The sequence below is a fragment of the Neoehrlichia mikurensis genome, from assembly GCF_019186785.1.
Classification (GTDB): domain Bacteria; phylum Pseudomonadota; class Alphaproteobacteria; order Rickettsiales; family Anaplasmataceae; genus Neoehrlichia; species Neoehrlichia mikurensis.
The window spans coordinates 184,007-203,565 of sequence record NZ_CP066557.1 but is presented as its reverse complement, the minus strand read 5'-3'; the positions used below and the strand labels follow the sequence as shown (position 1 = coordinate 203,565).

Below are 19,559 nucleotides of genomic sequence, written 5' to 3'. Positions count from 1 at the left end.
TATTATTTTTGTATTTATAAATATATAAGCAACTTACATTTATTGTATATCTTGATGTATAACTATAGTAAGCATTAAGTATAAATATATGTTCACGTTATATTCTGCTATAAAATTAGCAAAAGAAATATTCTTTTTTATTTTTTTGTATTAATTAACAAATATTATCAACTTAAGTATTACTTCATGTTAGATGCTGATAAAGCTTATAAGAATAAGCTATTTATTAATTTAGCTATATGAAAGTATGGATAATTATTTATTTGTTTATGATAAAATAGTGTACTTTTTGTGATTAATAATATAGTTTTATAATGTATCCTTCCCCTTTTCCTACTATTGCTGATAATTGATAAATACTAATTTGTATTTGAGACTCAGAATGTCCAAAATCTTCTATTTTTTGTGATTTAGTATATGTAAAAGTTGTTTTATTTGCTATTGTAAGTATGCGTATAATTTTTCCTATATTGTTAATAATTTCTATATCATATTGTTCGTATTGTTCATCAAGTGGTACATCTATATTATCTAGCCACTGTATATTAACACGTGCTCTCCTTATCCAACTGATATGTAAGTTTTTGTTTACATCAAGGACTGTATTTACATGGGCTACTGATAGAGGTTTTAAGCTTTTTGCATTGTATAAATATTGTACTGTTTTTGCATCATTAATTATTTGTCCATATGATACAGCCTTGTACGATAATAATTTATTTATTAATGATGTATTTATTTTTAGGTGTGTAAGACTGCTAAGAAGAAAAAAAGAATCACCGCTTTGATGTTGATATATGTATTTTTCTGTTCCATATCTTCCCCTTAATAGATAAGTGAGTTTATATTTATTATCTCCTATTAATTGTGCGTTCTTGAATTGTATAATTTCTTGTCCAATTAGTGCAATATTGTTGCCATTTAGTAATGATAGATTGCTTATACTATATAAATTACCTGTTTTTAGCAATATAATCATATTGCTATTTTCGTCTGGTATTGTTTCTGGTCCTATTTCTAATTTATTAAGTGCAATACCTGTTATTGATTCATGGGTTATGTATAATACGGGACTATAAGCATCTTCATGATTATCAGCATAGATAATACCACCTTTCCAATAAGATTCTGTTCTATTTGCTGCAAAATATAAAGAGCTTTCTATAGCATTGTTAATACATGGTAAATCTAGAACTTTTAAATCGATATTACCAATATGATTAATAATGTCAAATGTTGACTCATGGATTCTTGTAGAAGGATAAGCGTTGTTATTGATGAATTGTTGTATAACACATCCCTCAATAAGTATAGATAGGTTGTCAAGTTCAATATTTATGATTGTGAGTAAATATAACGTGTCATTTACTATAATTTCTATTATATCTGATATACTTAGAAAGATGTATTTTATAGGTAATATAAATTTAAATTTACACTCTTTACTAGCTATACTATTTAGAATGTTATCAGTAATGCTTTGAGCTTGAGTATCGTCTAATACTAATGTAGTGTGTAAAGTTTTTATAGAATTTGTAAAATGGTGTTGTGATTTAGAGTATTTTAATTTTATTTGATAATTTGATTGTTTGCTAATATAAAATAAATTTACTTTGTTAATGAATTCAGTATCTTTTATTATGCTAAGAACATTATGAGAGTGATTTTTATTAAGTATCATGTTTTCTAGAGAGATTTTCGTTATGTTATGATAATCATCTTGTGCGAAGATGAGCTTATTGTTTTTTTCTGTAATATTAAAGCGATAAATATCTTGTAAATCTTTAAAAATGAATTTTACTGGTTGATGCGAGGAAATGGTATACCCTTCCACAGTATTTTGTAAATTTGCAATAGTAAATGAATGATTATGTAAATTAATTTTTTGTAATATATCTTTTATAATATCAGCAAGTGTTATTAATGTAATCTTTCCTGCTATCCAATATCCTGTTTGCCAATTTTTAGCATCATGCCAATTATTTTGCATATTTGGAAAAATAGGATAGGGTCTTACGTCCCATCCCCAAAGAAACATTTTATCTACCATTTCAGATGATTTCCAAGCTTCTATGGTGCCTTCTATAGCATTTTTTTGAGCAGCAAAATTAACATGTTGATTTAAAAAAATAGGATTGTTATCAATTGCAATATTTGGTTGGCTGGTACAATTATCAATACTGGGAAATCCATATTCAGTAAACCATATTTTTTTCATTTTAGGATTCCATAAAGTTTTATTGCCGTCAGGATTAGTATGACTATGACTCCACCAATAATGAATGTTTTTCCAACTAAATTCGCTATTTATATAGAATTTTTTTTCTTTATTTAAATAAAAATATTCATATCCTTCGCCGCTGTTCCAAGCATGAATTATGTCATTTATGGTAAATCCTTGTTCTGGTTGTGGGGTATCAGTTAAAGGGAAATATGCATTTATTCCTATGACATCTATGTATTGAGATGCCCATAATTTGTCCATATTATAGAAGTTATTATGTGAATGATATTCGTCATAATTTGCTGCATAGGTGATTATTGTTGAGTTTCCTAAAAAGTTTTTAACATATTTTGCTAATGCTATTAGCTCATCAACTGCTGGATAGTTTTTATTTTCATCTACAATACTAGTTATATTACTAAATCCTGATCCGATTATAAAAGCATCTATTAAATCTTTAGCTAGTGTGCAGTAATGTGTAATGAAGGGATTATAATGATTTTTAAAAAAATTGCTAACATATTTAGCTTCGCCTACTAGATTGCTGTTAAGTTTGTCTTTTATATCTATCAGTAACTTAGGGTATAATAGAACCTTGTATCCACGTGCTTTAAGTTCATGTATATACCTTATTAACGAGACATCATTTATAGTTCCTCCATATATTAAGTTATTTCTAGAAATAACTGTTGCGTTATTTCTAGTAATATTGGCTACTTTCCAATCATCAGGAATTATTTTAGCATTATTTTTGAATTCTACAGTGGGATATATGTTACAAGACTTAATGTTGACACTATCTGTATACCAATTAACTACTATAGATATCCATTTTATATTTGGTAGATCTTCTTTGAGCTGATCTAAAGATACAATAGCATCTGATTTATTATAGTTACTATTGTGATTTACTCTATAAGCAGTACCATATGGAATATATTCTTTTCCTATTCTTTCTACAGGGATTTTCATTTGTATTTTTGTATCGTATATAAATTCTCCATATCCTGGCATGATGTGTATATTTTCAATTTTTTGTGTAATATGATGCTTATTAAAAAAATTTTCAGGATATGATATAACTTCAAATGTAAAATTAGGAATAGAATTGTTATAATTTTTTAGAAAAAAGTCTTCTATTACTATATAAGAAATTCCTCTATATGCTGGTGCATGTTTTTCAATAGATAGAATTAAAGGATCAGGTTCTTGTGTTTCGGTTCCATTATAAAATCGATAATTTATTTCATCAAGATTTAGTAACTTTGTGTTAGCCCATATTTTTGATATTTTTTTTACAGGGCCATAACATATTGCAATTGCTAAAGTTGCGTAATAGCTGTGATTTATTACATGATGAGAAGAAGGAGAATTAGTAGGATTATTTGTGATATAAATATCGTCGTGATTAATTTCTTTTATGGGCTGCATCCATATTATATTACCAGCTATACGGACTGTACCGTATATTATGGGTATTATTTTGCCATATACAGATGTTTGAATATTTAAATTTTTTAGTGTAGTAGATTGGGTATAGGATTCTTTTGTAAATTGAAATGCTTTTGTATCTATATCTGTGCTTATAATATTTCCTATTTCTTCGCTTATAAAATTACCAATTGTACTTGTTATATTCTTATTAAAAGCTTCTTCAATAGTAGATAATATTAGTGTTGACATGGAATTCCTTATAAAGATTTATCATAGTTGTATTGTTTGTAATAGGGTATTTTTTATATTAAACAGCTGTTTTAGTTTTATGATGTATTTTTTTGGATTGCTTTAGCAGTGTCTTAAATTTTATACTTATTGTAGTGTGTTTTAATGCATTTTTTAAATGAAATATTAATTTGTTATTTATAATAAAGCGATTTTGTAAAATATGGAAGGACTATATTATACTTATTAGCAAAATTACAATGTATGACTATATGGTAAGCAGTTTTAAGATATATTTATTAAGTGTACATTAATTTTTATAGATTTGTTAAAAGTTATATCTAGAATACATGTCAATACTGTCTTATTAGCAAAATTACAATGTATGACTATATGGTAAGCAGTTTAATAAGATATAATATTGAATGTATATTAGTTTTTTATATGTAAATTTATTATATTTAAAAAATTATATTACATACTATAATTGATTAGTAAAATTTTTGAAATAAATTAGCTAAGTATATATCATATTTATAACTATAAGTTAATAAATATGTTAATAACAATAGGCTTATATGATTTAAGTATAGAATTTGTATTAATAAGTGAATATGTTATTGATGTGATCATTAATTGTTGTATACATTAATGCCTAATGTTGAGAAGTTTTGGATAATAAGTTTTATTTTCATGAATGAATGGAAATGAAAATGTATATGTAATCATGTTATACCATTTGGGAAATAGTTTATGTTCTGTTACCTGCTTAATTGTTGCAGATGTGTGGATTATGTTATAGTTATAGCTTAAGATTGCAAAATGGTGAGTAACACGATGTATTCTTATTAATAAAATGTCACCTGGTAATGCATGTGATATTTCTTTTTGTATTAGTAAATGTTGTATTTTGTGATAGATTGCATCTTTATCAATTATATTATAATTTACTTGATCAGAATAGTGTAAAGGTAGGTGATTTTTGGATTGTATATTTAGGTCCCTTGCAATTCCTATTATTAATCCTATACAGTCACATCCACCATGACATTTAGCATTTTTTTTTAATCTTCCTTGATAATGAAATTGTGTACCAATCCATTTTCGTGCGGTATCTATGATTCGTTTACGAGTAATAGTGTACATTGTTTTTTTATTATGAAACCCATCTTAAATAAAAATAGAGTTGTGTTCAAGTAATATATTTTTATGTTAGTATACTGTATTAGTATCTGGTATATGTGGTTCACCTCTAAAATTTTTAGTATTATTAAATTTATTATGACATGTTGTATAGTTTTTATCACATCCGGCAATGATAGAATATTTGTCATTTATATACATAGGATATGGTGGTGATTTTGCCAATTGAATGTATTTATCTTTGTTACTTATTACTGATAATGATATGTTAAGATTTTTTCCTGTTAAGAATGTTACGGTTCCGTATTTATAATAATTATCGATACATAAAAGATTGATATCTTCAAACATATTATTATGAATTATATTTGTTATTACGCTAATGACAGTAAATTTTTCTTTTTTACTTTTACACTGATTATCACAAAATTGTGCCCTGCATTGAGGAGAAAATACGTTTGTAATATTATGTGATAGAATATTAGATAGTCCTTTTAATTCTGCAATAAACTTGTCATTATTTAATGTAATTTTATGTATAATTCCAGTAAATAGTGTTAAAATTCCTTGGGATATATTTTCGTAATTTATAATGAAGATTTCTACATGTGATGAATCATATTTTCCGTGTATTATATCTGATACATCAATAAGATCGCTATTAATTACACTTTCTATTTTAGTTTGTCCTTCAGATATGATATTGAAGTTTATTGGATGTATTTGTGTTCCAGATTTTGCGTGATAAGTAATATTGTTAATAATTAAATCTTTATCGTGATTTGTAAATCCGATTATTGAATTATTTTTTAATATAATTTTCCAGCAATATGCAATAGTAATGATATTTTGTGAGAGATGTTTTGTTAGATTTTTGTTTGTAATTTCCATATAAACAGATGTCAATAAATGTATGAGTTATATTATTGTATAGGTAATATAATACTGATTGATAAAGCTTATTATAAGTTTTCTAGTGTTAAATTCATTAATCCTGTATTTATATTATATTAAACATATAAAATTCAATTAGGAAGCATTATATTTTATAATTCTTATTCTATAATAACGTATTATAATTTTAAACATATATGAGAAAGTTTTTGCTATATATATTTATTAGTCTGTTTAATGCAAAATTACAATTTAAGATTCTTGATATTATTTATAGGTATGTTTTAATAGTAAATGCTAGTATTATTTGATGTTGTTGTAGGTGATATAAGTATTTATTTTAACATATGAAGTTTATTATTAAAATATATTAAAATTATAGGATACAAGTGTTAATATATAGCTTGATAGCTAAAATAGTATAATGTTATTGAACATATTATAAATATAAATTTTTACTATTTGTTATTTTTGTAAGTTAAAAAAATTGCTTTTTTTACATATTATATATAATATTAATGCTTATGGTGCCGTTATTTAGGCTAAATAGGTTAGTGCATGTTAAATAATGAAAAAGATGATTTAAGTTATTTATTTAGTGATAATTTAGGTTTTGTAGAAGAGATATACCAGCGTTACCAGCAAGGTGATAAATCTTTATCTAAAAATTGGCAAGATTCTATTGAGTTAGCGTTACAACAGGATTATGATAAAAAATCTACTTCCAAAATTGTAAATACTGATGACATTATAAAAAAGAATAAAACAGTAGGTAGTTATTATAAAATTTTAGAATTATTAAATTTTTTTAGGCATTATGGGCATATTGCAGTCAATCTTGATCCTTTAGGAATAAGTGTGAAGCAGGATCTTAATTATAGTGAACATATTGACTTAAGTGATATTCATATGAATGATACTTTTAATGGCGTTCTTGGATTAGAAAATCCTTCACTGAATGATATAATTAATGAACTTAGAAGTATTTATTGTAATAAAATTGGTTTTGAATTCATGCATATTGAGAATCATGAAGAGCGGTATTGGCTTCAGGAGAGGATCGAAAGTTTACACAAAAGGTTAATAGCAGTTGAAGAAAAAAAAAAGATATTGCAGGATTTATTTGAAGTCGAAATTTTTGAGCAGTTTCTTCATGTAAAGCATCCAGGATATAAAAGATTTTCTATAGAAGGAGGGGATACTTTAATTACTGCTCTTGAAAATATTATTAGTTTGGCTCCTGAATTTGATATTTCTGAAATTGTATTAGGTATGCCTCATCGAGGAAGGTTGACTGTATTAACAAAGGTGATGCAAAAGCCGCATATTGCTGTTATGTATGAATTTAGTGGAGGTTTTTCTTATCCAAGTGATTTAGAAGTATCTGGTGATGTAAAATACCATATGGGATATTCTTGCAATCGTAAATTAGATAATAATAGATCTATTCACTTATCCCTATCTTCTAATCCTTCGCATTTGGAGTCAGTTAATCCTGTTGTTATGGGAAGAGTTAGAGCAAAACAGGATAAAAATCGAGATGATAATAAGTCATCTATTATGGCTATTTTAATGCATGGAGATGCATCTTTTATTGGACAAGGTGTGGTTGCTGAGAGTTGTACCTTAAGTCGTTTACCTGGTTATGAAATACAAGGTACTATACACATAATAGTAAACAATCAAGTAGGTTTTACTACGAATCCAGAAGATGCAAGATCTTCCCGTTACTGTTCAGATATGGCAAAAGTTATTAATGTACCTATTTTTCATGTTAATGGTGATGATCCAGAATTAGTTACTTTGATTACAAGCTTGGCTGTTGAGTATAGAAATAAGTTTAAAAAGGATGTAGTTATAGATATAGTTTGTTATAGACGGTATGGACATAATGAAGGTGATGAACCTATGTTTACTCAGCCATTGATGTATAGTCATATTGTAAAACATAAAACTGTAGCGAAAATTTATGCTGAAAAATTAATAGATGATTGTGTTGTTACTTCAGAGGATGTAATTTTATTACAGAAAAATTTTCGTAGCAAACTTGATAAGGATTTTGATAATATTGTAAATTATGTACCTCAAGAAGCTGATTGGTTTAAGGGTTATTGGAAGAATTTATATCGTCCTATTCCTGGAAATTATGATGATGATATTTTTTCTCCAAATACAGGAGTGAGCAAGGATGAATTGTTATTGTTTGCTCAAGCATTAAGTAATATTCCTGATGGGTTTCAAGTTAATTCAAAGGTATTAAGATTATTATCAGCGCGTTTTCAAGCAGTAAAATCAGGTGATGACATTGATTGGGGTACAGGAGAAATATTAGCTTATGCTTCATTATTAGTAGAAAATTTTACCATTAGATTATCAGGAGAAGATTGTCAACGTGGTACTTTTTCGCATAGGCATGCGGTATTAGTTGATCAAGTGACGGGAGAGCAATATATTCCTTTAAATCATTTAAGGATAAAGCAAGGAAGTTTTGAAGTTATTAATAGTCCTCTTTCAGAATTTGCAGTAATGGGATTTGATTATGGTTATAGCTTAGATGCTCCGTATACTTTAGTATTATGGGAAGGACAATTTGGAGATTTTGCTAATGGGGCTCAGGTAATTATTGATCAATTTATTTCTTCTGCTGAAACTAAGTGGTTAAGATCAAGTGGATTGGTATTATTATTGCCGCATGGTTATGAGGGACAAGGTCCAGAACATAGTTCAGCAAGAATAGAGAGGTATTTACAGTTATGTGCAGAAGATAATATACAAGTTGTAAATTGTACATCTCCTGCAAACTATTTTCATGTATTACGTAGACAATTACATAGAGCTTTTCGTAAGCCGCTTATTGTATTTACTCCAAAGTCCTTATTACGACATAAAATGGCTGTTTCTAAATTATCTGATTTTGAGGGTAAGTTTTGTGCAGTGATTGGTGAAGTTGGCAAAGTAGATAATGTTCGAAAAGTTATAATTTGTAGTGGAAAAATATACTATGATCTTTACGATGCTAGAAATGTGAATAATATTAATGATATTGCTTTAATTAGGTTAGAGCAATATTATCCTTTTCCAGAAGCCAAACTTACTGAAGAATTAAAGAAATATCCTAATGCAAAGGTGATCTGGTGTCAGGAAGAGCCTGTCAATATGGGAGGATGGCATTTTATTAATTCGTATATTGAAAAGATTTTAGTAGACATGAGGTCTTATTATAATCGTCCAGAATGTATAGCACGTCCTTTAGCAGCATCTCCAGCTTCTGGGTATATGAATGTTCACTTAAAACAGCAGCAGGATATTATTTCTAAAGCATTAAGTTAATTTTGTTGAAGAGGAATAATTAAGGCTATTGTTTATAACTTTAAAGTAGTTAACTTATTAAGGAAGTTAAATATCAGTAAATAAAGGTAGATAAATTATATTTATATTGATAATGTTATTTTAATTTACTAAAAATATATTAAGTATTTATTTAACGTAGTTACAATGCTTTGTTGTGATTTTTAACTTTATAATTTAAATACATATTCGCGAATATATTATATTTTCACAGTAATTCATAAAGTATTATTATATAATGTAGTTTTATTATTAGTATTTAAAAAATTTTGTAAATATAAAGTTTTAACAATTAGTTCTGTTTGTTAAAATTATAAAATATTTTTGCACACAATAATTATATTTACATTATAAGTAATGTTATGTAATTGGCAGTATTTTTTTATGATAAAAGTAGTAAAAAATGTAGTTATAAATTTTTTGAATCAAGCTTGTTTGGTTGATTCAATTTTTAATAATTTTATAGCATTATTATTAACTATACTTCCTCCTACACGCTTTGTTGTATAGAATGTTACACATGATTTATTAGTGAAAGGATCGCGTAATATTTTAATATCTTGACTTTCTACGATTTTATAAGCACTTTTAAAATCAGCAATAGCAATTATTGGAAGTTCTGAGGTGATTAATGGCATATCTGCCGTTTGATATATAGGAATGCCCATTAAGGTTTCAGGGTGATTAGTAGACAAGCCTGGTTGCCATATATATTGACCAGAAGCGGATTTCAGAGATCTAATTTCTTGTACAACACTTCTGTGCATTATAAATGTTGCCTTTGCAGCGAAGTATTCATCTAAAGAGTAGTATAATTTAATAATTGTTTCGCTATCTAATTTATTAGATGTTATACATTGTACTTTATCTTCATTGTTATTAGCAGAAAATGAAGATAGAATACCACTTGGTTTTTGTTGTCCATCTCCTGATATAAAAGCTTCATTTTCTTTTCTGCTAAATGCATCAACTAGGTAATTAATTAACCAATTTCCTATATCAAGTAATGAATCATCTAAAAGTTTTTTTGTAATTTGTGGTTGGGCGTATAATTCATATAAATATATGATTTTTTTATTAATTTTAGGAGCTTGTGTATCTTTTTGTATGTCCTCTTCCTCACCTCTCCAACCGACAAAGGTATCTTTATTATTTGTAATAAAACACTCTAAGCTATCACTAGATATTTTTTCAATGGAGCATAATTGTCTCATAATTGAATTCTTAGCTAAATTTTTATCAATTTGCATTGAAATTTCTCGTGGTACAAAATATGCATAGTCTGAATGGGTAATGCTTTTTTGTTGTAAGTCATGAGCATAACCTTTATGTATATATTCTTTTAGTGATTTGTATTCGAAACTTTCTTGATTTTTATCGTTAATATTTATGCGATTTGATAAAACTTCTAATTTATCTAATCGATCTTTGTATTCGCTAAATTCATTATCAATCATTTCTAATTTTTCTGTTAATATTGAATCTGTAATATATTTTTGATCAAGTTCTGACATTTTATCTTGTGTTGATTTTTGAAATTTTTGCCATGAAGATATGAGATTATTAACGTTATTCTGAATTTCAGATATTGTCATATTTTTCTCCTTTGAGAATGTACGGAATATAGTTGAGAATGAAAGATTTTATAAGATAAGGGCTACTATACCCTTTTTATAATATAATTATTATTATATCATAATGTCAAGCACAAAAAATTGTGCCTACTTTGTATAATTATATAGTATATACATGATTTATTTTACAAGGTTATTGTGAAATAGAATAAAAATAGTAGTATTTTTTAACATTGTATATCTTGCTAGTAATATGATTTATCTTTTAAATTACTACAAGTTTTATGTTTCTGTAAGTATTAATATGCAGTAGTAATTGTTAAAAAGGATATAAATGTATTCATAAGGTGATAATATAAAAGTTCTTAAAATTACTGAGATAAAATGTATTATAGTTTTTTTAACTAATAGAATTTTAAGTGATAATTTTTAAATCCTTAAGTACATTACTAACTTTGAGTTTATTAATATCTTGCAACATTACTAGCGGTAAGCGAACCTGTGGTAAGATTTTGTTCATTAAACTTAGGGCATATTTTGCTGGTACGGGATTAGATTCGCAAAATAGTACCTGCGATAAATCAAATAGCTGATTATTAATGTTAGATGCTATATGAAAATTACCATGTAGGAAAGCATTTTGCATTTCAGCACATAATTTAGGGGCAATATTTGATATAACAGATATACAGCCAGAGCCTCCATGAACATTGAAAGTTAATGCAGTACTATCATCACCTGATAAAAAACAAAATTCTTGTTTATTAATTAGCGACTTTAGAATTAATGGTCTATTCAAATCTCCTGTTGCATCTTTTATTGCTACTATTCTTGGCAAGCTGATAATTCTTGAAAGTGTAAAATCTGATACATCAATAGCTGATCTTTTTGGTATATTATAAATAACTATAGGAATATTAGTTGCATCGTGTATAGCTTTAAAATGTTGATATACTCCTTCTTCTGTAGGCTTATTATAATATGGAACAACTATTAGCACAGCGTCTGCTTTTATTGATTGCGCAAATAAGGCTTTTTTTATTGCTTGATTAGTACAATTCGAGCTTGCACCTACTATAACAGGAACCCGTTTATTAGTTACTGCAATGCACGATGTTACAACACTGCAATATTCTTCAAAACTTAAAGTTGGATACTCACCAGTTGTACCACATGGAACAAGACCATGAACACCCTCACTAATTTGCCACTCAATAAAACTGAAAAATGCTTCCTTGTCAAAAGATAAATCTTCCTTAAAAGGTGTAATTAATGCTGTAAAAACACCATGTAATTTCATAATAACTAAAATTTGAATTCCTACCTCTATTATCATATACCAATATCATTGTCAATAAAGTTAATTTACTATTTTATTAGGTTTCTAATATATAGTTATTGGTATCAATTATTTACATAATCTATGTTACTGAATTACTTGTTATAGTGTTTAGTAAAGATCAAATCATGTCTCTAATTATTTTAGTGAAGTGTTGTATGCATGTGTAAGCATTTTGAACTAGAAGTGTCAAAAGAGTTTTTAAAATAAAAAGTTGTATAACTAAAAGAAAAATTTTTGTAAATTTATAGATAAAGGGATTATATACTTTATGTAATACTATAGTTATAATTTATGTATATTTTAGTTTTTATGATTATTTAATAGAAATTAGGTAATAATAGTGGATATTGTATTATTTATTAATAGTAGAGGTTGAATAATTTTTTAAAATGCTTATTAGTAAAATATTAATTTTTTATGAATTTTTCTTTTAATGATAGTTTTAGTTAAATAATTATTCAGCTTAATATCATATACAAAAAATCGTATAAGAAAATTTTTTTGTAGAAAAGTAACATATATATAAACAAATAGTAAATTTATTAAAAGAATCCTTTTAAGGAAGTTTACAAGCTTGTTTACAAAAATAGTCTCATATTTATAAATTCAAATGTACTTTTTTGTTAACATATTATCAAGTACTTTATATTACAAGATATAAAATTTATCTTTTTCTTAAAAACTACACAATTGATAACTAGAGTTATTTATAACCTAGTAAATGTACATGAAAATGGGGTATAATTTGTCCACTTTTTTTACCGTGATTTGTAATTAATTTATAGCCAGTTTTATGTAAATCATATTGATGTGCAATTTTTTTTATTATTCTAAATAAGTGTAAAATATTTTCAGGTGCAGATTCCATAAAGTCATCATAGGATATATATTGCTTTTTTGGGATGACTAAAATATGAATTGGTGCTTCGGGATTTATATCGTGAAATGATAATATAAATTCATCTTCATACACTTTCTTACATGGAACCTCTCCCCTGATGATTTTTGCAAAAACATTATTATCATTATAACAAGTATCCTGCATTATAGATCCTAATTTAAACCATGAGAAGGAGAGGGTTTAGACATATTGGGTAATGGCGGAGTTACTGTGCAATTTGTATCTTCAGAGATTCCTGTTAAATCTTTCGTAATAGATATAATATCATTGTTGAGATGTGAAAAATCCTGTTGTGAATTGGATTGACGTAAATATTTTTCCTGTTGTTTGCACAATTCTGATGTATGGTATGGATGGATGATATTTTTAAAAATTTGATTTTGATTTGCTAAACAAAAATCTGCATTTGAAATGCCTGTTAATACATTATCTTCTAAGTTTTGTTCAGGAGAAGTATGAGCTCTTGGTCTACTAACATTATCTTCTAAGTTTTGTTCAGGAGAAGTATGAGCTCTTGGTCTACTAACATTATCTTCTAAGTTTTGTTCAGGATTTGCAGATGAGTCTTGTTCTTTATCATTATCTAATCTTTTTGAAGGATTATTACCTGATGCTGTTCGTTGTAGTTCTTCTTTATATAGTCTTTTAGCTATACTTTTTGTTAATTGTTTATCCTTAATATTTAGTACAGAAAACACTTTTAATAACTCATTTTCTATTTCTTTTTCTGTTTTACCTGATGTCTTTATATAAAGTGTAATGTTTTGTTTATAGGTACCATTTTGCTCGACATCTATTGATCCACCATTTTCTTCAAGCATTTTTTTTATTTGTAACAATTTTTCACAATCTTCTTTTGTTTTTTTATCGTTCTGACGTTCTGCTATACCTTCTACTGGATTTAACAATGGATTTACTTCATATGGAGCACGTACTGTATTTTGTGTATTACTGTGTAAAATAGTAGCAAATAACTGTACACCTTGATTTGATAACGAGTGCTCAGGTATTTTGATATTTACTTTATCTTTACTTTGAAAAGTTTCTTGACCAACAGAGAACCCCCTTTTGTATAGGTTACTTAAGATTTGTACATCAAAATATTTTTCTTGTGGTTTTAAAGGTTGAGGCAAAATCTGCCTTGCATAATTCACTATTGTTTGTACAGGCTTTGCACTATAAATAGGTGTTCTTAAAGCACGAATTGCTGTTCCTATCCCGTTTATTGTAGATCCTACAGCACTGCCTGTTTTTTGTGCAATTTTTTTGAAGTTTATTGCCATTATATTATACCTAGTTAACCTTTAAATTATAATTATTAAGCATTTAAAATGCAACGAAAATAAGCTATATTATGTTACACTGTAAGTGCATTGTTCTTTGTAATTTAACATACAATACTACACGATAACATTAACAATATTAATTATAGGTAAATAATGATTGACTATCAGAATGTAACTCCAGCAATAAAGCAGTATATTGCTTTAAAAGCCCAATATCAAGAATGTTTGCTATTTTATCGATTGGGGGATTTTTATGAGTTATTTTTTGATGATGCAATAGAAGCATCAAAAGTACTTAATATAGTTTTAACGAAAAAAGGATCTACTATACCAATGTGTGGTGTTCCATTTCATAGTAGTGAGTCGTATTTAAATAAGTTGGTAAAATTAGGATATAAAGTTGCTATTTGTGAGCAATTAGAAACTGCAGAAGAAGCTAAGAAGAGGGGATATAAGGAGTTAGTCAAACGTGATGTTGTGAGAATAATTACTCCTGGTACTTTACTAGAAGATTCGTTACTAGAAGCTAATGAAAGTAACTATTTAGCTTGTATTGCTTTTGTAAATAATACATATGCTATTGCTTGGATGGAATTATCTACAGGATTATTTTATTTTCATGCTACAAACTTAAATGATTTAGAAAGTGATTTAATGCGTATTAATCCTAAAGAGCTTTTAATTTCTGATAAATTATCATATACAGGAAATATATTGAATATTTTAAGAAAACATAAATTTTTGCTAACTCGTCATTCAGATAGTTTTTTTAGTGTTAATAAAGCTTATAGTATTTTGTGTGATGTGTATAAAATTAAAACTTTGAAAGGATTGGGTGATTTTACAGAAGCAGAGATTTCTGTATGTGGTTCGTTATTAGAATATGTTAGAATAACGCAGAAGAATAATTTACCAAAGCTTGAATATCCTAAGGCTTACGCAAGGCAGGATTTTATGTTTATTGATGGGGCTGCTTTACAGAGTTTAGAATTGTTTTGTACTCAATCTGGTGAAAAAAAAGGATCTTTGATTTCAGTTATAGATTATACAATTACCTCATCTGGTAGTAGACTATTAAGAAGATATCTGTCATCACCAATGATATGCTCATATACAATTAATCAAAAATTAGATGTAGTTGAAATTTTTGTTAATGATAGAGATCTTAGTAAACATGTAAGAAAGATTTTACAATATGTATCAGATTTAGAACGTATATTAACTAGAATTAAAATTTTAAAATGTTCTCCGAAAGATTTGTATTGTTTAAAGCGAACATTAGATGCAGCTAACGAAATGTCAGAATTAGTTAAACAAATAGATAATAATTTATTTAAAAGATTCTCTCATGAATTACATGGATATGAAGATTTATTAAAATTAATGACAGAATCTTTAATTGAAAATAACGTAAACAATGTTAAGGATGGAGGGTTTATTAATCCAAATTATAATTCGCGATTATTGGAATTAATTTATATTGAAAGTAATAGTAATGAATTGATTAAGAAGTTATGTAATAAATATCGTCAAATGACGGGAATTAATACTTTAAAAATATTATATAATAATGTTATAGGATATTATGTAGAAGTTTCTCCTACTTATAGTATCAAAAATGAGTTTTTTATACATAGGCAGACCTTAGTTAGTGGAATAAGATATGTAACTGATGAATTAAAGGAATTGGAATATAAAATAACAACAGCTCATGATGAAGCAGTTGACTTAGAGATTAAGATGTTTAATGAGATATGTGTACAAGTTGCTGAAAAATCACATATTATTAGTTCTATTGCTTATGTTATGGCAGAATTAGATGTATTGTCATCATTTGCAGAGTTAGCTGTGCAAAATAATTATGTGAGGCCAATTATTGATGATAGTTATGAGTTTGATATCAAAAAGGGACGTCATCCTGTAATTGAAATGAATGGTAATTTTATAGCCAATGATGTTAATCTTATGAGAGAAGAAAGAATGTGTTTAATTACAGGCCCTAATATGGCTGGCAAAAGTACTTTTTTACGACAAAATGCATTAATTGCAATTTTATCTCATATGGGGTCATTTGTACCTGCTGAATATGCTCATATAGGTATTATTGATAAAATTTTTAGTAGAGTTGGTGCTTCTGATAATATTTCTCTTGGTTATTCTACTTTTATGGTAGAAATGATAGAAACTGCCTCAATAGTTAATCAGGCTACTGATAAGTCTCTAGTGATATTAGATGAAATAGGGCGTGGTACAGGGGTATATGATGGACTGTCAATAGCCTGGGCTGTTATAGAACATATTCATAATATTAATAATAGTAGAGCTATTGTTGCTACGCATTATCATGAACTTTCTCAATTAAGTTATTATTTAAAAAGTCTTAAGTGTTTTTGTATGAAAATTGAGGAATGGGAAGGAAAAGTAGTTTTTTTACATGAAATTGTTCCTGGATTTACAAATAGGTCTTATGGTATACATATTGCAAAACTTGCAGGATTTCCAGCATCTATTTTAAATAGAGCAGAACATTTTATGCAAAAGCTTACTAAAGATAAAGAGCTAATTTTGGAGGATATTTTGTAAATTTATGGTGTAATGTTATTGTATGTTAATAGATAAATAATATAAATAAGTTATTTGTAGCAATATATTTAATGACTTATGTATTATTTATATTATTAACTATTTTATATTAAATTTATTAAGACTACTTGTTATTATTAAAGAATGCTAGCATGATTAATATATTAATGTATCCTGCATGGGATGGTTATTACTTTTTTGTTAATGATACACATTATACAATTTATAAGATTAATAATATTACTTATTTTTGTGATTTTATAAAAAATTATTTTTTATAAGATCTATTTTTCTTTTTTAGCATCTGCTTGATAATTTTATTATACCTGTTAAAAGTTCTAGTCTGTATAATAGAGTAATAAGATATATTTTTTTATGTAGATGTATTATTTACAAGAAAAATATTGAATACTTGTAATAATTGTAACATGAAAGAAATAAGTTATTAAACATCAAAAGATGTATTTACTGTAAATATTAGTTATTAACTATATATGTAGCTTATTTTTTAAAGCAGGGTACTTTTTATATGAATAAAATATGAGCATATTCAGAAGGTATAAATGTTTCAATATGAGAAAAATTGCAATTAATGATTATAAAGTTCTGCTATTTAAACTATTGTTAGAATATTTTTTTATTTATTGATATGTTAAATATATTTAAATTTATATATAGAAAATATGCTAAATTTTTTTGTACATGTAAGTACAATGCTTTATTATAGCATAGAATCATGAATCTTTAAGTTGGTTCTATAAGCTATTTATATGGTTGTATTACTTTATATTACATACATAGTGCATGTGGTAATTGCAACATGGTATTACTATACGAGAAAGGAATTTTTGTATTAGGTAATAAAATAGGTAGAATATAATATTAAATAACTACTTAATAAATAACTACTTAAATATTGTAGAGGATACTATAAACATTATTAAAATCATAACTTAAAAAAAATATGCTCCTATAGTTATCAGATAATATATAATCTAAAATATTAGTGGACCAATTGCTGACGATCTTTTTTTAAAAGAGGATTTTTGTACTAGCGATATTATATAATTAACAACTTGTGCTTCATAACCTTGGGTTATTATTTCTTCTTTAGAAAAGTTTTTGTGAACTAGTAACTCTAATATTGAATCTAAAATCGAATATTCAGGTAGTGTATCTTGATCTTTTTGATTGTAGTTTAGTTCAGCAGATGGTGGTTTATTTATTATTGCATTGGAAATTATGTTCATTTTTTGGCATAAACTATTTTCAGGGACATTATTATTTCGCCAATGTACTAGTTTATAAACCTGAGTTTTATATAAATCTTTAATTGGTGCGAAACCACCACACATATCTCCATATAAAGTTGTATAACCTGTAAGTAGTTCAGATTTATTGCCTGTTGATAATAATAAAAATTTAAATTTATTACTAATTGCCATTAATATTAATCCTCTTATTCTAGATTGAAGATTTTCTTCAGTAATGTCTTGTTTTAAATTTACGAACATTTTCTGTAAACTTATTAATGAATTTTTAAAAATATTATCTACATCTAATATTGTATAATTTATTGTAAGATTTTTTGAAAATTGCTCAGCATCATATATGCTATTACATGATGTATATTGTGTTGTTAACATAACACCATGAACTTTATCAGGCCCTAATGCATCTGCTGCAATAGAAGCTACTAATGAAGAATCTATTCCACCAGACATACCTAGTAATACATTAGTAAAGTGATTTTTATATGTATAATCTTTAAGTGCAAGCATCAGTGCTTGGTAGTGTAAAGAGTAGTTGTTATAAAGTTTTATGTTATTATTTTGTAGGTTATGCATATCAATAAGTTCTTTATTTCCTTGCCATAATCCTAAAGAAAAAACTTTTTGCTGATTATCAGAGTTATAAAGTTTTATGTTATTATTTTGTAGGTTATGCATATCAATAAGTTCTTTGTTTTCTTGCCATAATCCTAAAGAAAAAACTTTCTGCTGATGATAAACAAATGATCCACCATGAAATACACGATGTCCATATCCTCCTATTAAATTTGTATATATTATGGGTTTTGTATTTAGAATATCATTATGATTTTGATTAAATGATCTTCTGTATGGATCTTGACCCATTATTAAAAATAAATGTGCGTCTAAGCTATTATATACTTTAAAATTAAGAGATAGTAATATACATATTTGATTTATGTATAATGTTACGTTATTGCTGACAATTTGATGATTATTAATAGGTATGCAAATAAGTTCTTTTATCTTACCATTTTGAATAAAGTAGATAATTTCATGTAAAATATTGTGTCTACTTATAACATTACCAATAATTATGCATGTTTTTTGATTTTTTGTGTATGCAGCTAAATCTTGTATGTATTTAAAACAATTATAAAGAAAGTTGCCAGATAAAATAGGTTCTTCTTCTATGTATCCTGATATTGCGTATCGAGAAAATAACACTAAATCAGCAGATTGGTTACAAGCTTCTGTATATGTGTTTAATATCTTCACATAATTGTAATTTAGATCTTCAGGGTTGTAATTTAATTGTGTTATTAGAACTGATATTTTAATCATAAACT

10 protein-coding genes are annotated in these 19,559 nt (G+C 26.5%); 2 read left to right on the top strand and 8 right to left on the bottom strand.

All coding sequences use genetic code 11. From position 1 onward, the window contains the following. Window positions 1–295: 295 nt before the first annotated feature. The 3 genes from HL033_RS00780 to HL033_RS00770 form a co-directional block, all read right to left on the bottom strand. Complete coding sequence (locus tag HL033_RS00780) at window positions 296–3,907, bottom strand: glycoside hydrolase/phage tail family protein (protein ID WP_218194215.1); 3,612 nt, start codon at window positions 3,905–3,907, stop codon at window positions 296–298. A gap of 627 nt (window positions 3,908–4,534) precedes the next feature. Further along, window positions 4,535–5,032 carry an NlpC/P60 family protein gene (locus HL033_RS00775; RefSeq protein WP_218194214.1) on the bottom strand — a complete coding sequence of 166 codons (498 nt, stop codon included), beginning with the start codon at window positions 5,030–5,032 and terminating at the stop codon, window positions 4,535–4,537. Window positions 5,033–5,098: 66 nt separating this feature from the next. Beyond that, window positions 5,099–5,920 (bottom strand): DUF2163 domain-containing protein, encoded by an 822-nt coding sequence (locus HL033_RS00770; RefSeq protein ID WP_218194213.1) that lies wholly within the window; start codon window positions 5,918–5,920, stop codon window positions 5,099–5,101. 561 nt (window positions 5,921–6,481) lie between these two features. On the opposite strand from HL033_RS00770, the gene HL033_RS00765 reads away from it, so the two are divergent. Beyond that, on the top strand, window positions 6,482–9,253 hold the full coding sequence (locus HL033_RS00765) for a 2-oxoglutarate dehydrogenase E1 component (protein WP_218194212.1): 2,772 nt from the start codon (window positions 6,482–6,484) through the stop codon (window positions 9,251–9,253). Between the two features lie 443 nt (window positions 9,254–9,696). Here the strand turns inward: HL033_RS00765 and HL033_RS00760 are convergent, their stop codons facing one another. The 4 genes from HL033_RS00760 to HL033_RS00745 all read right to left on the bottom strand — a co-directional run bounded on the left by HL033_RS00760 (window position 9,697) and on the right by HL033_RS00745 (window position 14,371). Beyond that, window positions 9,697–10,866 (bottom strand): phage major capsid protein, encoded by a 1,170-nt coding sequence (locus tag HL033_RS00760; protein WP_218194211.1) that lies wholly within the window; start codon window positions 10,864–10,866, stop codon window positions 9,697–9,699. A 394-nt stretch (window positions 10,867–11,260) separates the two neighbouring features. Next, window positions 11,261–12,181: a 4-hydroxy-tetrahydrodipicolinate synthase gene (dapA, locus tag HL033_RS00755; RefSeq protein WP_246575273.1), complete on the bottom strand. Its 921-nt coding sequence runs from the start codon at window positions 12,179–12,181 to the stop codon at window positions 11,261–11,263. A 709-nt stretch (window positions 12,182–12,890) separates the two neighbouring features. Next, window positions 12,891–13,232 (bottom strand): HIT domain-containing protein, encoded by a 342-nt coding sequence (locus tag HL033_RS00750; protein ID WP_218194210.1) that lies wholly within the window; start codon window positions 13,230–13,232, stop codon window positions 12,891–12,893. An 8-nt stretch (window positions 13,233–13,240) separates the two neighbouring features. Beyond that, a complete protein-coding gene (locus HL033_RS00745; protein ID WP_218194209.1) occupies window positions 13,241–14,371 on the bottom strand; it encodes a hypothetical protein in 1,131 nt (376 codons plus the stop codon). A gap of 156 nt (window positions 14,372–14,527) precedes the next feature. Here HL033_RS00745 and mutS point away from each other — a divergent pair, with 156 nt between their 5' ends. Continuing rightward, on the top strand, window positions 14,528–16,957 hold the full coding sequence (mutS, locus tag HL033_RS00740; protein WP_218194208.1) for a DNA mismatch repair protein MutS: 2,430 nt from the start codon (window positions 14,528–14,530) through the stop codon (window positions 16,955–16,957). A 995-nt stretch (window positions 16,958–17,952) separates the two neighbouring features. Here mutS and nadE read toward each other — a convergent pair. Further along, the gene (gene nadE, locus HL033_RS00735; protein WP_218194207.1) at window positions 17,953–19,554 is read right to left on the bottom strand and encodes an NAD(+) synthase; all 1,602 of its coding nucleotides are present in this window, start codon (window positions 19,552–19,554) and stop codon (window positions 17,953–17,955) included. Between the last annotated feature and the right edge of the window lie 5 nt (window positions 19,555–19,559).